This is a genomic window from Myxococcus sp. MxC21-1, assembly GCF_032612255.1.
In the GTDB taxonomy this organism is placed as follows: Bacteria; Myxococcota; Myxococcia; order Myxococcales; family Myxococcaceae; genus Myxococcus; species Myxococcus virescens.
In genome coordinates this window covers 7,115,090-7,127,882 of sequence record NZ_CP123278.1, presented here as the reverse complement: position 1 = coordinate 7,127,882, position 12,793 = coordinate 7,115,090, and the positions used below count along the sequence as shown (strand labels likewise).

8 protein-coding genes are annotated in these 12,793 nt (G+C 69.6%); 7 read left to right on the top strand and 1 reads right to left on the bottom strand.

Annotation, left to right across the window (positions count from 1 at the left end):
• The first annotated feature begins 39 nt into the window (after positions 1 to 39).
• From QEG98_RS31620 to QEG98_RS31605, 4 genes are all read left to right on the top strand, one after another.
• Complete coding sequence (locus QEG98_RS31620; protein ID WP_316563931.1) at positions 40 to 783, top strand: TIGR02269 family lipoprotein; 744 nt, start codon at positions 40 to 42, stop codon at positions 781 to 783.
• A 6-nt stretch (positions 784 to 789) separates the two neighbouring features.
• The gene (locus QEG98_RS31615) at positions 790 to 1,518 is read left to right on the top strand and encodes a double-CXXCG motif protein (protein WP_316563930.1); all 729 of its coding nucleotides are present in this window, start codon (positions 790 to 792) and stop codon (positions 1,516 to 1,518) included.
• A gap of 5 nt (positions 1,519 to 1,523) precedes the next feature.
• Positions 1,524 to 2,351, top strand: coding sequence for a crotonase/enoyl-CoA hydratase family protein (locus QEG98_RS31610; protein WP_316563929.1), 828 nt, complete (start codon positions 1,524 to 1,526; stop codon positions 2,349 to 2,351).
• Between the two features lie 81 nt (positions 2,352 to 2,432).
• Complete coding sequence (locus QEG98_RS31605; protein WP_316563928.1) at positions 2,433 to 3,470, top strand: prephenate dehydrogenase/arogenate dehydrogenase family protein; 1,038 nt, start codon at positions 2,433 to 2,435, stop codon at positions 3,468 to 3,470.
• 18 nt (positions 3,471 to 3,488) lie between these two features.
• On the opposite strand, the gene QEG98_RS31600 is transcribed toward QEG98_RS31605, so the two are convergent.
• Positions 3,489 to 6,125, bottom strand: a complete 2,637-nt coding sequence (locus tag QEG98_RS31600) for a DUF3656 domain-containing U32 family peptidase (protein WP_316563927.1) — start codon at positions 6,123 to 6,125, stop codon at positions 3,489 to 3,491.
• Positions 6,126 to 6,243: 118 nt separating this feature from the next.
• Between QEG98_RS31600 and QEG98_RS31595 the strand changes: the two genes are divergently transcribed.
• The 3 genes from QEG98_RS31595 to QEG98_RS31585 all read left to right on the top strand — a co-directional run bounded on the left by QEG98_RS31595 (position 6,244) and on the right by QEG98_RS31585 (position 12,778).
• Positions 6,244 to 7,047, top strand: a complete 804-nt coding sequence (locus tag QEG98_RS31595; RefSeq protein ID WP_090490381.1) for an SDR family oxidoreductase — start codon at positions 6,244 to 6,246, stop codon at positions 7,045 to 7,047.
• Positions 7,048 to 7,214: 167 nt separating this feature from the next.
• Positions 7,215 to 7,778, top strand: a complete 564-nt coding sequence (locus QEG98_RS31590) for an Ig-like domain-containing protein (RefSeq protein ID WP_316563926.1) — start codon at positions 7,215 to 7,217, stop codon at positions 7,776 to 7,778.
• Positions 7,779 to 8,551: 773 nt separating this feature from the next.
• A complete protein-coding gene (locus QEG98_RS31585; RefSeq protein WP_316567995.1) occupies positions 8,552 to 12,778 on the top strand; it encodes a lamin tail domain-containing protein in 4,227 nt (1,408 codons plus the stop codon).
• The last annotated feature ends 15 nt before the right edge of the window (positions 12,779 to 12,793 follow it).

Here is a 12,793-nt window from a genome sequence, read left to right as displayed (position 1 = left end):
CCGGGGCTGATTTCTAAAAGCCGGATTCCATGACGGCTGATGGGCCAGCGCCACTACAGTGGCTGGCCCATGGGGCTTGAGTGTCGTGGATGGCTGCTGCTGTCTGGGCTTGTGAGCCTGCTGTTGGTGGGCTGTGCGTCGACGGCGCCTGGGCTCGCTTCGCTAAGCGAACCTCCCTCCTCGCTGGAGTGCGAGCGCTCGGATGAGGGCGCCTGCGTGGTCCTCGCTTGCGAAAGCGGGACGTGTGGGCTGTTCGATTGCGAGGACGTCGCGCTGGAGGAAGAGGCGCAGGCCGCATTCAGGCCGGTGCTGGCTGGAGCGTTTCGCCCACCGGCCCGTGGAGCTCCCTCGTTTCGCCACTGGCGGAACCTGGGGATTCGCTCCGGTTCACGGCCACGGATGACGTTCCACTTCCGTTACCGGGAGGGCTTTCTTCCCGCGCTGCCGAGGGGGCCCGGCAAGTTGGTGCATCACCACCTGTTTCCTCAACAGCCAGAGCTTGCGAGGTGGTTCAGGTCGCACGGCGTCGACATCCACAAGTTCACCATCCTCATCCCCGAGCACATCCACCGCCAACTCCATAGCGGCAAGGGTCGGGGTGGTATGTGGAACCAGGCGTGGCGGGATTTTCGGGACAGCCAGCAGGGGCGTTCGATGACGTCAGAGGAACTGCACCGCAAGGCGGTGGAGTTGATCTTCCGCTTCGAGCTGACGGGGCCCGTCGTGCCATACAATGCGCCGGTCGCGCCCTATCAAGCAGTGCCATCCATCCGTGCTCCGTGAGGAACCTTGAAGTTCTACCGAGTTCATCCAGACACGGCGTCGGGCTACACGGGCTCCGTGGACGCGGTGAACAAGTGGTGTCTTCCTGGCGTGCATCCCTGTCCCGTTTGCCGCGCGGGCGGAGGGGCTCCCTGGCTCACATACCCGTGCGTGGACCTGTCCAGCCTTCCTCGCGACGAGTTGAAGAAGCTGTCCGACCCCTGGCCGGTCTCTCGTGAGGAGTTCTCGCGATTGAAAGCGTTGATTGCGCCCCTGGCTCCTCCGTGGGCATTGCTGGCGCCAGGGGCCCAATTCGGACCGTGTGAAGGGAAGGGCGCTGGCCGTTTCGGCTCGCTCTTCATGCAGGACGCACCCACGCTGTTTGTTCAGCGGGCCGCTTTCGAACGACTGAACGCCGCGGGCGTGCGAGGGCTTCAAGGGGCGTCGGTCGAGGTGCGTTTCCGTGGAAAGGCTCCGCCCGAACTGCTCCAACTGCAACTGGAGTTGCATGGACTGCTGCATCAAGCCTGTCTGCCGAAAGAGCGCGAACCACCATGCCCGGCATGCGGCGCCAGCAAACAGGCCTGGCCCCGCACCGTCGTCCTCGACGCAGCTTCTTTGCCGGGAGCCCGGGACGTCTTTCGTCACCGGCAGGGCTGGGCAACCGTCATCGTCAGTGAGCGCTTCGTCGAAGCCGTGAATGACCTCGAGCTGGATGGCGTGACGTTCGAGGAACTCGAAGTCCGGGAGGGCTGAGCTGAATGGACGGGACCTACAAGTCGCTGCGCATCGAGAAGACTGAAGGCGTCGCCGAACTGGTGCTCACCGGCCCTGGCAAGGGCAACGCCATGGGGCCCGACTTCTGGCGGGAGATGCCCGAGGCCATCCGCGCGCTGGATGCGGATGACTCCGTCCGCGTCGTGCTGGTTCGCGGCGAGGGCAAGCACTTCACCTTCGGCCTGGACCTCATGGGGATGATGGAGTCCCTGGGGCCGCTGCTCACCGGCGAAAGCAACCTGGCCCTGGAGCGCTTGAAGCTGCTGTCGCTGATTGGCGACATGCAGCAGGCCACCGAGGGCATGGCCCGCTGCCGCAAGCCCGTCATCGCCGCCGTGCACGGCTGGTGCATCGGTGGCGGCATGGACCTCATCGCCGCGTGTGACTTCCGGTACTGCTCCCAGGACGCGAAGTTCTCCCTGCGCGAGGTGAAGGTGGGCATCGTCGCCGACCTGGGCGCGCTCCAGCGCCTGCCTCGCATCATCGGCGAGGGCCACACGCGTGAGCTGGCCTACACCGGTGGCGACGTGGACGCGGCGCGCGCCCTGCGCATGGGGTTGGTGAACGAGGTGTTCTCCACGCCGGAGGCCCTGCTGGAGGAGGCCCGAGCGACCGCGAAGCGCATCGCCGAGAATGCCCCGCTCGTTGTCCAAGGCGCCAAGCAGGTCATGGAGTACTGCGCGGACAAATCCATCGCGGATGGCCTGCGTTATGTGGCGGTGTGGAACTCCGCGTTCCTTCAGTCCCATGACCTGGCCGAAGCCTTTTCCGCATTCGTGGAACGCCGTCCCCCTCACTTCCAGGGGCGCTGAGCCCCCGGGCCGAGGGGCTTCCTCCGCTTGCGCTGGAAATGCGAGAATTCCAGGAGCGCCTGGGATTCGGAGTCCGGCGACATGACGGAGAGCATCGCGCTGCTGGGGTACGGCCGCTTCGGCCGTGCCCTGTCTGGCCTCCTGCTGGAAGCGGGCATCCCGCATCGGGTGTTCGAGCCACGCCAGGACGACGTCCCCGACGCACTGAAGGCAGCGACGCTCGCGGAGGCTATCAAGGGCGCGGGGCTGGTGGTGCTCGCCATGCCCGTGTCTGGAATGCGCTCGGTGCTGGAGGAGCTTCGCCCGCGCCTGTCGCCCGCGCAGACGGTGCTCGACGTCGGAAGCGTCAAGGTGCGCCCTGTGCAGGTGCTGGCCTCCGTGTTGGGGCGGGACATCCCCTGGGTGGGCACGCATCCGCTGTTCGGCCCGGCCAGTCTGGCGAGGGGCGACCTGCCTCGCCGCACGGTGGTGTGCCCGAACGAGCTGCACCCAGAGGCCGTGCGCAAGGCCCGGGGACTGTTCGAACGCATCGGCTGTGAAGTGACGGAGCTGTCGCCGGATGCGCATGACGCGCTGATGGCGCGCACGCATGTGCTCACCTTCTTCCTGGCCCACGGGCTGCTCAAGGCGGAGGCCGGAAAGGACCTGCCCTTCGCGCCGCCCAGCTTCCAGCCCGTGGCCCGCCTGGAGGAGTACGCACGGCTGGAGGTGCCCCACCTCTTCGGCGTCGTGCAGTCGGAGAACCCCTACGCGCGGGACGCACGCGTGCGGCTGCTGGATGCGCTCACGCAGCTCCACCTGGGTTGTGAATCAGGGCGCTCGGGCGCGCCGGAGCCTGTCGCCGCGCCGCCTGGGCTGACGGACGTCCGGGAGCGCGTGGATGCGTTGGACCGCGAGCTGGTGCAACTGCTGAATCGTCGCGCCCAGCTCATCCAGCAGGCCGCACATCTGAAGGCCGAGCACGGACTCCCGCTGCCAGACGCGGAGCGCGAGGCGAGCTTGCTGGAGACCCGGCGTCAGTGGGCCACGGAGCAGGGCATGGACGCGGACGACACGGAAGACGTGTTCCGCGCCGTCCTGCGCTTCTCACGCCGCGCCGTGCCCACGGGCTCCCGCTGAACGCGGTGGGCTTCAGCGTCAGCGCTGCACGGTGAAGGTGGGGTTGAGCACCTTCATCGTGCCCTTCGTCACGCCGAACTGTTCATGCACCGCCGCGCGGCGCACGGCCTCCGCAGGCGAGATGCGACCGGCCAGCAGCTCCTGGTACGCGGAGAGCACGCGCGACGCCTCCTCGCGGGACTCGCGCACGAACTCCACCCGGAAGCGCCGCACGCCCTGCGCGAGCAGCGACGGCACGAGCGAGGCCGCGCTCTGCGCCTGCGCGTTGAACACCGTGTTCCGGCACCCCACGTCCACCACCACCGGGTGCTCCAGCCCCTTGTGGTCCCTCAGGGACACGCGGTGCTTCTCACACGGCCGTCCACAGCTCCGGTAGTCACGCCCGTGGGACAGCGTGTGGGAATACACGCAGTGCTCGGTGTGGAACGTGGAGATGTGGTGATGCACCGTCACCGTGAAGCGCTCCGCCGGCAGGTGCTCCAGCATGGCCCCCAATTGCACCGCGTCCAGGTCATGCGCGAACGTCAGCGTGTCCAGCCCAAGCCCCAGCAGATGCAGCGCCGTCACGGAGTTGGTGACGTTGAGCGAGAAGTCCGCGTGCAGGGCAGGGCGCGTCTCCCCGGGCGCGGGCGGCCGCTCGAGGAAGTGCATCATCGCGCCCCAGTGCCGCACCAGCACCGCGTCCGGCTTCAGCTTCGCGATGCGCGCGTCGTAGCCCTCCTCGCCCGGCTTCTGCACGCGCACCGTGGCAATCGTCACGCGCAGCCCCGCCGCGCGCGCACGCTCCACCGCGCGCTGCAGGCCCACCAGCTCCATCCAGTCCAGCTCGACCTCGGGCAGCCCCGCGGCAATCACCGCTTCGAGCTGCTCGTCCGTGCGGCACAGCGGCAGCAAGCGCACGTCCTCCACGGCGCGGGGCGTCGGCTGCACGCGCTCACGCAGCGACGCGCGCAGGGACTCCAGCGTGGAGCCTTCGTTCACGGTCCGCACCGGACCGCGCGCCACGGCTTCCGACAGCTCCGCCACCAGCCGGCGCCGCAGCGCCTTCATCTCCGACACCGGCAAATGGAGCCCCGCCGCGAGCCCGGACGTATCCAGCTCCGTCAGCGTGAAAGGCGTTCCGCCCAGGGCCGCCAGCTTGTCCCGCAGCAGCGCTTCGTCGATGCCACCACCGCGCGCCTCGGCCAGCGCCACCTCGCTGGACACCGAGTAGACGTGTCCACCGCGCGCCCGGCCCAGCACCGTCAGCGGCGAACCGGCGGCGCCTGTCACGGTCAGCTCCAGAGGCACGCGGCCTTCGGGCTCGCCGCGCCCCAGCAGCTCCTCCGTGCGCTTCGCCAGGGCCGGGTCGCTCGTCATCCAGACGCGCTGGCCCGGCTTCACCCGGCCCATGTCCGGACCGGGATTGCCGAAGCCCAGCACCCATCCACGGCCCTTGCGCTCCACTCGGAACAGCGGACCGCCGGGTTCGTGCTTGTCCTCGGGGTGCCCGTCGTCGAATACCACGCCCATGCCGGGGCGGGGTGACACCTCGGCCGCCACCGGTGTCTCCGTCTCCAGCGGAGAGGACACCTTGCCCACGGGCGCATCCGGACGCGTCTTCTCGTCGTCCTGGCCCAGCCCGCCCGTCCAGGGACGGCCCTCCGTGTCGTCCACCACGCGCACGTCACGACCGTGCACGGACTCCACGCGGCCCAGGTACGCGCCCCGGTGCTTCGGGAAGCGCCCCTCCACCAGCGTCTGGTGGTCCGAGCCCGCGAAGAAACCGTGCGAGAAGCCCCGGCTGTACGACAGCGTCATGTCCGCCAGGTCCTTGCGCAGCGCCCCCGTGTCCGGCGTCCCCGCGGACACGCCATCCACCCAGCGCCGGTAGCCCTGCACCGCCGTGGCGACGTACTGAGGCCCCTTCTGCCGGCCTTCAATCTTCAGCGAGTGGACGCCAATCTCCACGAGCTGCGGCACCGCCATGACGCCCGCGAGGTCCTTGGGGCTGAGCAGGTACTGCACGTCGCCCAGCTCCCGCGTCTGGCCATCCACCACCAGGTCGTACGGAAGCCGGCACGATTGCGCGCACTGACCGCGGTTGGCGGAGCGTCCACCCCACGCCTCGCTCGTGAGGCACTGACCGCTCCACGACATGCAGAGCGCGCCGTGGATGAAGACCTCCAGCTCCACGTCTGTCTCCGACGCCAGCCGGCGAATCTCCGCCACGGACAGCTCGCGCGGCACCACCACGCGCGTGGCGCCCAGTCCCTTGGCGAAGCGCGCGCCCTCCGCGCTCGAAATGGTCATCTGCGTGGAGGCATGGACCTCCATCTGCGGACACACCGCGCGGGCCACCAGCGCAATCGCGGGGTCCTGGACGATGAGCGCGTCCACGCCGGCTTCGGCGATGCGGCGCAGGATGTTCTCCACCACCGGGAGCTCGGGCTCGAAGACCAGGGTGTTCAGCGTCAGATAGGCGCGGGCGCCGGCGCGGTGCACGAGCGCCAGCGTCTCCGGCAGGGTGGCGAGCGAGAAGTTCTCCGCGCGTGCGCGTGCGTTGAACCCTTCGTCCAATCCGAAATAGATGGCGTCCGCGCCACTGGCGAGCGCGGCCTTCATCGAGTCGAGGTCCCCAGCGGGGGCGAGGATTTCGGGGCGGCGGCGGGTCATGGCGCGACCTCTAACACACGGCCCCGGGTTCCGCTGTCCGTCCGGCGAACGTCATGGACGCAGTGCGGCAGGTTTGTTCAAGTCCCTGCCCGGTTGCTTCCACAGGAGACGGGTCCAAATGGCTGATGGCGTGTTCCGGGACGGGCTGCTCGCGGGCAAGGTGGCGTTCATTTCTGGCGGCAGCAGTGGCATCAACCTCGGCATCGCCGAGGCCTTCGTGAAGGCCGGCGCCAAGGTGGCCATCAACGGCCGCAACGTGGAGAAGCTCGAGGCCGCGGTGAAGGGGCTTCAGGCGCACGGCACCGCCATGGGCGTGGCCGCCGACGTCCGGGACTATGCCGCGGTGGAGAAGGCCCTCCAGACGGTGCGCGAGGCCTACGGTGAGCTGGACGTCGTCGTGTGTGGCGCCGCCGGCAACTTCCCCGCGCCCGCGCTGGGCATGTCGTCCAACGGCTTCAAGGCCGTCATGGACATCGACGTGCTGGGCACCTTCAACATCAGCCGCGCCGCCTTCGAGCACCTGCGCAAGCCGGGCGCGTCCCTCATCAACATCTCCGCGCCCCAGGCCTATCTCCCCATGGCCATGCAGGCCCACGTCTGTGCCGCCAAGGCCGGCGTGGACATGCTCACCCGCGTGCTGGCCATTGAATGGGGTGGCTCCGGCGTGCGCGTCAACGCGATTACCCCCGGCCCCATCGACGACACGGAAGGCATGCGCCGGCTCGCCCCCAGCGATGAGGGCCGCGACAAGCTCGCCCAGGCCCTGCCGCTCCAGCGTTTCGGGAAGAAGCAGGACATTGCCCAGCTCGCGCTCTTCCTGGCGTCGGAAGGCTCGTCCTACATCACCGGCTCCATCATGGTCTGCGACGGTGGCCAGTCCCTGCTGGGCGGCGGCGCGCTCATGGCCGCGCTCGGCATGTAGTGGGGACGTACTCAACGGGGCATGGGTCACGATAGCCCCGTGGGTTCCACCCGGGATGCAAAGCTCTGGTGGAGGTCTACGTGGTGAAGGGACTTGTCTGGTAGAAGGCACTGGGACCTCGCGAGTGCTCTCTTCCGTGCGGGGTCCGTTCGTTCCCGGAGCCGCTCATGTCCCGTTGTCCTCTCGCGCTCACCCGGTTGCTGGGGTTGGGCGTGCTGTGCCTCGGCGTTGTGCTGGTGGGGTGTGGTGACAGCGCCACGTCGCCGCTCCCGCCGCTAGCGAAGTCTCTGCCCGACGCGGCGCTCTCCACGGTGCAGGTGGACCGGGTGGAGCAGGTGCTGGCGGACGGCGTGGACCGGGTCACCATCACCGTGACGGTGCGGCAGAAGGACGGCGCTCCCATGGAGGGCCGCATGGTGCGGGTGGAGGTCTCCGGCGACGGGAACACCGTGACGCAGCCCGCGGACCGGACGAATGCCCAGGGCGTGGCCACCGCGTCCGTGGTGTCCACGCGAGGCGGCTCGAAGCGGGTGACGGCCTCGGTGGATGCCGAGGAGGCGCGGTGGTGCTGGGCTCGCGTCCCGTCGTCGGCTTCACCGCGCTGCGGGCCTCGAGGCTGGCCTTCGCGGCGGCCTCGCTGTCGGCCCGAGCCGGTGCACCCATTGGCGGGCTGGACGTCGAGTTCCGGGATGCCGACGGCCGCCCGGTTCCATCCGTCACGGGGGAGGTGACGCTCTCGCTGGCCGCGGGCCCGGGTGGGGCTTCGCTGGGAGGCACGCTCCGGGCTCAGGCCGTGGACGGCGTCGCCCGCTTCCAGGAAGTGGTGCTGACGCGCGCGGGCCTGGGCTATCAGCTCAAGGCCGAGGCCACCGGCGTCGAGGGCGCGGTCAGCCCTTCGTTCGACGTGACGCCGGCCGCCGCCGCCACCGTCGAGGTGACGGGGCTGCCGCAGACCGCCATCGCGGGCTCCACGCATGATGCGGAGGTGACGGTGCGTGACGCGTTCGGCAACGTCGCCAGTGGCTATCGCGGCACGCTGAGCGTGCAGTCCTCGGACGCCACGGCCACGCTGCCGGGTGGGCACACCTTCACGGAGGTGAACGCGGGCCGCTTCCGTTTCACGGGCATCACCCTGCGGCGGGCGGGCACCCAGCGTGTCGATGTACAGGACGCCGCGCAAGCGGGACTGGCGGGGCGCCAGGACGTTCGCGTCGCGGCGGACCGGACCTCGGCCTTGGCTTTCGCGCGCGTGCCCTCGCATGCCTCCGTTCGCGCCGCGCTGACCGCCGTGGAGGTGGTGCTCCAGGATGCGCATGGCAACCAGACGCCCGTGGGCGCCCCTTCGGTGACGCTGTCCCTGGTGCCGGCGGGTGGCGTGCCACTGCGTGGTGTCACCGAGGTGGCGCCCGTGGAGGGGCTGGCGTCGTTCTCCAGCGTGCACGTGGACACGGAGGGCCGCTTCCAGCTTCAGGCCACCGCGGATGGACTGACGCCCGCCACGAGCATGGACATCGACATCATCGATGATGTGTTCCCCGCCATCCCTGTCCTCGCGGCGACCGCGGCCACGCCCGACAGCGTCACGGTGTCCTGGATGGCCGTGGGTGATGACGGCGACCAGGGGCGGGCCGCGTCGCATGCCCTGCGTTACTCGCTGAACCCGATTGAGACGGATACGGACTTCAACCAGGCGACGCCGGTGGGCGGTCTGGGCGAGCCCGCGGAGGCCGGTACGCAGGAGTCCGCCGTCCTCACGGGCCTTCAGCCCGGCACGAACTACTACGTGGCGCTGCGCGTGGCGGACAACCAGGGCAACGCGGTCCGCTCCTCCAGCTTGATGGTGCAGACGCAGGTGCAGGGCGTCACGCGGCTCGTCTTCTCCCAGCAGCCCGCGGATGGTGACGCGGGTGCCACGCAGCCGGACATCCGCGTCTCGTTGCTGGATGACGACGGACAGGTCGTCACCACGGCCACTTCGCCGGTGACGCTCACGCTGGAGGATGAGCCCGGCTTCACGCCGTTGCAGGTGGCGGCGGTCGCGGGCGTGGCGACCTTCTCGGGCGTGGTGGTGGAGCAGGCGGGAACGCACCGCTTCATCGCGGCGGCCACGGGGTTGGACTCGGAGCCCAGCGACACGTTCACCATCGCGCCGGGCGACGCCGTCCGTCTGGCGCTCACGGGCCTTGTTTCACCCGTGGCCGCGGGCGCCGCGGGCAGCGTCGTGGTGACGGCCCATGACGCCTTCGACAACGTGGCCACGGGCTACACCGGCGCGGTGCGCTTCTCGTCCACTGACGCCGAGGCGGAGTTGCCTGGCGACTACACGTTCACCGTGGCGGATGCGGGCCGGCGGACCTTCAGCGGCGTGAGGCTGCTGACCTCTGGGCCTCAGAGCGTCGCCGTGGTGGACACGGCGCGGCCGGGGCTGACCGACATGCTCGATGTGGAGGTGAGCACCGGTGCGGTCGCCGTGTTGGAGCTGAGCGCGCTTCCCGCGGAAGTGGAGGCCGGCGAGGCGCAGAGCCTCACCGTCACCGCGCTCGACGGCTTCGGCAACATCGTCACGGGCTACACGGGCACGGTGCACTTCGAATCGGATGACCCGGGGGCGACGCTGCCCGCGAACTACACCTTTGTTCCCGGGCAGGACGCGGGGCAGCGCGCGTTCTCGGTGACGCTGGTGACCTCCGGCGCGCGTTCGGTGACGGTGCGGGAGGTGGGCAACACGGAGCTGGCGGCGACGGTGAACACCCAGGTCCTGTCCGGCCCCGCTGTGCAGTTGACGGTGCAGTTGGACTCATCGACGACCCGCGCGGGCGAGCCCGTGGGGGCCACCGTGTCGGTGCGGGATGTCCACGGCAACCTCGCCTCGGGCTACCGGGGCACCGTCCACTTCGAGATTCCAGGGGACGCCCAGGCCACCGTGCCTTCGGACTACACCTTCACCGAGTTGGACGCCGGTCAGCGCCTCTTCAATGTGGAGTTCGCCACAGTGGGCACGGGTCAGCTCGTCGTCACGGACACCACGACGGCGACGTTGACTGGGAATGCCTCGGTGACGGTGCAGCCCGGGCTCCTCGCGGCGTTGTCCGTCGCGGGGCCGACGGAGGCCATCGTCGCGGGCGAGCCTCAATCCTTCACCGTCTCCGCGCGTGACCGCTTCGGCAACGTGCTGACGGCGTACGAGGGAACGGTGGCGCCCGCGTCCACGGACTCGGAGGCTGCGCCCCTGTCGGCGCACGTGTACACCGCGGCGGACCAGGGAGCGCACACCTTCACCATCACCTTCGAGACGGCGGGAGCGCAGTCGGTGACGTTCACGGACGGCGCTGCCTCGGTGTCCGGTACGTCCGACTTCACCGTGGAGGCGGGCGCGCCCGTGCAGCTCGCGTTCGTCGCGCCTCCGGAGCCGGGCACCGTCCTGGAGCCGCTGTCCGCGACGCGGGTGGCCTTGCAGGATGCGTTCGGCAACGTCTCGAACGTCACGGCGCCGTCCGTGACGCTCCAGTTGGTGGGGGCGGTCGGGGTGACGCTGGGAGGCACCTTGACGGTGGCGCCGGAGGCGGGCGTGGCCGTCTTCAGCGACCTCACGGTGGACCAGGCGGGCAGCTTCGTCCTCTCCGCGACCACGGAGAACCCGGCGCTGCCCTCCGTTGACTCGATGGTCACCATCACCGACGACGTCGCGCCCGCCGAGCCCGTGATGAGCGCCAGCCTGGTGGACAACACGACGGTTCGCCTGACGTGGCTGGCCACGGGAGACAACGGCGTCGTGGGCAACGCCGCGCGCTACGAGCTGCGCTACAGCGCGGGGCCCATTGACCCGCAGAGCTTCGCGCTGGCCAGCGAGGTGCCCACGGCGGCGCCACGGGCGCCGGGACAGGCGGAGGAAGTGATTCACGCGCTGCCGCCGTCCCAGGCGGCCACCTGGTACTTCGCGCTCCGCGTCTTCGACGGCGCGAACAACGGCAGCACCGTGGCGTTCGTCTCCATCGCAGTGCCGGGCCCCTGCGGCGATATCGTCTGCGCGCCTCGCGCGCCGGAGTGTGACGAGGACGGCGTGCAACGCGTGGCGTACGCGGAAGCGTGCGTGGTGACAGCGGGTCTGGCGGAGTGCCAGTACACGGCTACCCCGGAGGTCTGCCCGGGGCAGGACGGCGTCTGCATCGCCGGTGTCTGTGACACGGCGCCCGCGCCCGTGGCGGGTGAGTTGGTCATCAGCGAGGTGATGCACCGCCCGGACGCGAACACCACCGAATACATCGAGCTGACCAGCACCGTCGACGGACCGCGGGACATCGCGAACCTGCGCATCCGCTTCGACAATGGCGCGGGCAGCGAGACGGACTTCAGTGTGCTGACGCCGGGCGACCGGCCCCTCATCGTCCCGGGCCGGGGCACCTTCGTCCTCGCGAGCAACACGGATGCGGCCACCAACGGCGGCGTGGTGGCGCAGTACGGCTACGGGAGCACGCTCTTCGAGCTTGGCCACTCGGGGCACCTCTTCGTCGAGATGGGCGCCACCGTGGTGGATGACGTGGCGTACTCGGCCTCCTTCCCGCAGACGACGGGGCGCTCGATGAACCTGTCGTCCGTGGTGGTGGGCACGCGGGCCAGCCAGCACGCCTGGTACTGGTGTGACTCGGAGGAGGTGCTTCCTGGCGGTGGACGGGGCACGCCGGGCGGCGCCAACGCGTCCTGCGGTGTGGAGATCTCCAGCCCGGTGGACCACTGCGCCATTCAGTATCCGAAGTCCTTCGCTACCCCCATCCGGGCGGGCCGCGCGGAGTCCGTCTACAGCCAGTTCTATGAGCCCCAGGTGAGCACCCGGAACCAGAACGGCAACGACGGCTTCCCGCACCTCGTGGCGGAGCTGGGCTACGGAACCGATGCCTCGTCACCCGCCTCGTGGACGTGGGTGACGGCGGAGCCGAACGCGGGCTTCGCCACGCCGGGCAACGACGATGAGTTGGTGGCTCCGTTGAACATCTCGGCGCCGGGCAACTACATCTACGGCTTCCGCTACCGCTTCACCCAGGGGCCCGCGGCGGCCCAGGCGTGGGTGTACTGCGACCAGGACGGCGTCGTCGCTCAGGGCAGTACGGGCAACTACGGCACGGTGACGGTGGTGCCGCCGCCGGCCGTGGCCAATCACGTCGTCATCAGCGAGGTGAGTGGCGGCAACGGAGGCGGTGCCGCGGCGACCGATGAGTTCATCGAGCTCTACAACCCGACGAACGCCGACGTGAACATCGGCGGCTGGCTGGTGCAGTACAAGTCTGCGACAGGGCCTTCGTACTCCGGCACCGTCACCATCCCCGCCGGGACTGTCATCCGCGCCCACGGGTACTTCCTGCTGGGGGGCGCCAACTACAGCGGCCCCGTGGCGCGGGATCTGGGCTATTCGTTCGACGTCTCGTCGTCCACGACGGCGGGTGGCCATGTTCGTATCGGTCCTGGCCTGACGGCCGCCGTCAATGACGTGGCGGTAGACAAGGTGGCGTGGGGCAGCGGTAACTCGCCCGAGGGCACCGCTGCGCCCAATCACCCCGCGGTGGGCGGCAGCCTGGAGCGAAAGGCCCTGAGCACCTCGACCCCTGTCACCATGGCGGATGGCGGTGCTGACGCGTCCTTCGGCAACGGCTGGGACTCGAACAACAACAGCACGGACGTCGTCACCCGGGCCGTCCGTCAGCCACAGAACGCCCTGCGCCCGATAGAGCAGCCGTAGCCGGGCTCGAAGCAC

Coding starts and splice junctions, on each gene's coding strand:
- QEG98_RS31620 (WP_316563931.1), top strand. CDS start 40: ATGGGCCAGCGCCACTACAGTGGCTGGCCCATGGGGCTTGAGTGTCGT.
- QEG98_RS31610 (WP_316563929.1), top strand. CDS start 1,524: ATGGACGGGACCTACAAGTCGCTGCGCATCGAGAAGACTGAAGGCGTC.
- QEG98_RS31590 (WP_316563926.1), top strand. CDS start 7,215: ATGTCCCGTTGTCCTCTCGCGCTCACCCGGTTGCTGGGGTTGGGCGTG.
- QEG98_RS31600 (WP_316563927.1), bottom strand. CDS start 6,125: ATGACCCGCCGCCGCCCCGAAATCCTCGCCCCCGCTGGGGACCTCGAC.
- QEG98_RS31595 (WP_090490381.1), top strand. CDS start 6,244: ATGGCTGATGGCGTGTTCCGGGACGGGCTGCTCGCGGGCAAGGTGGCG.
- QEG98_RS31585 (WP_316567995.1), top strand. CDS start 8,552: ATGGACATCGACATCATCGATGATGTGTTCCCCGCCATCCCTGTCCTC.
- QEG98_RS31605 (WP_316563928.1), top strand. CDS start 2,433: ATGACGGAGAGCATCGCGCTGCTGGGGTACGGCCGCTTCGGCCGTGCC.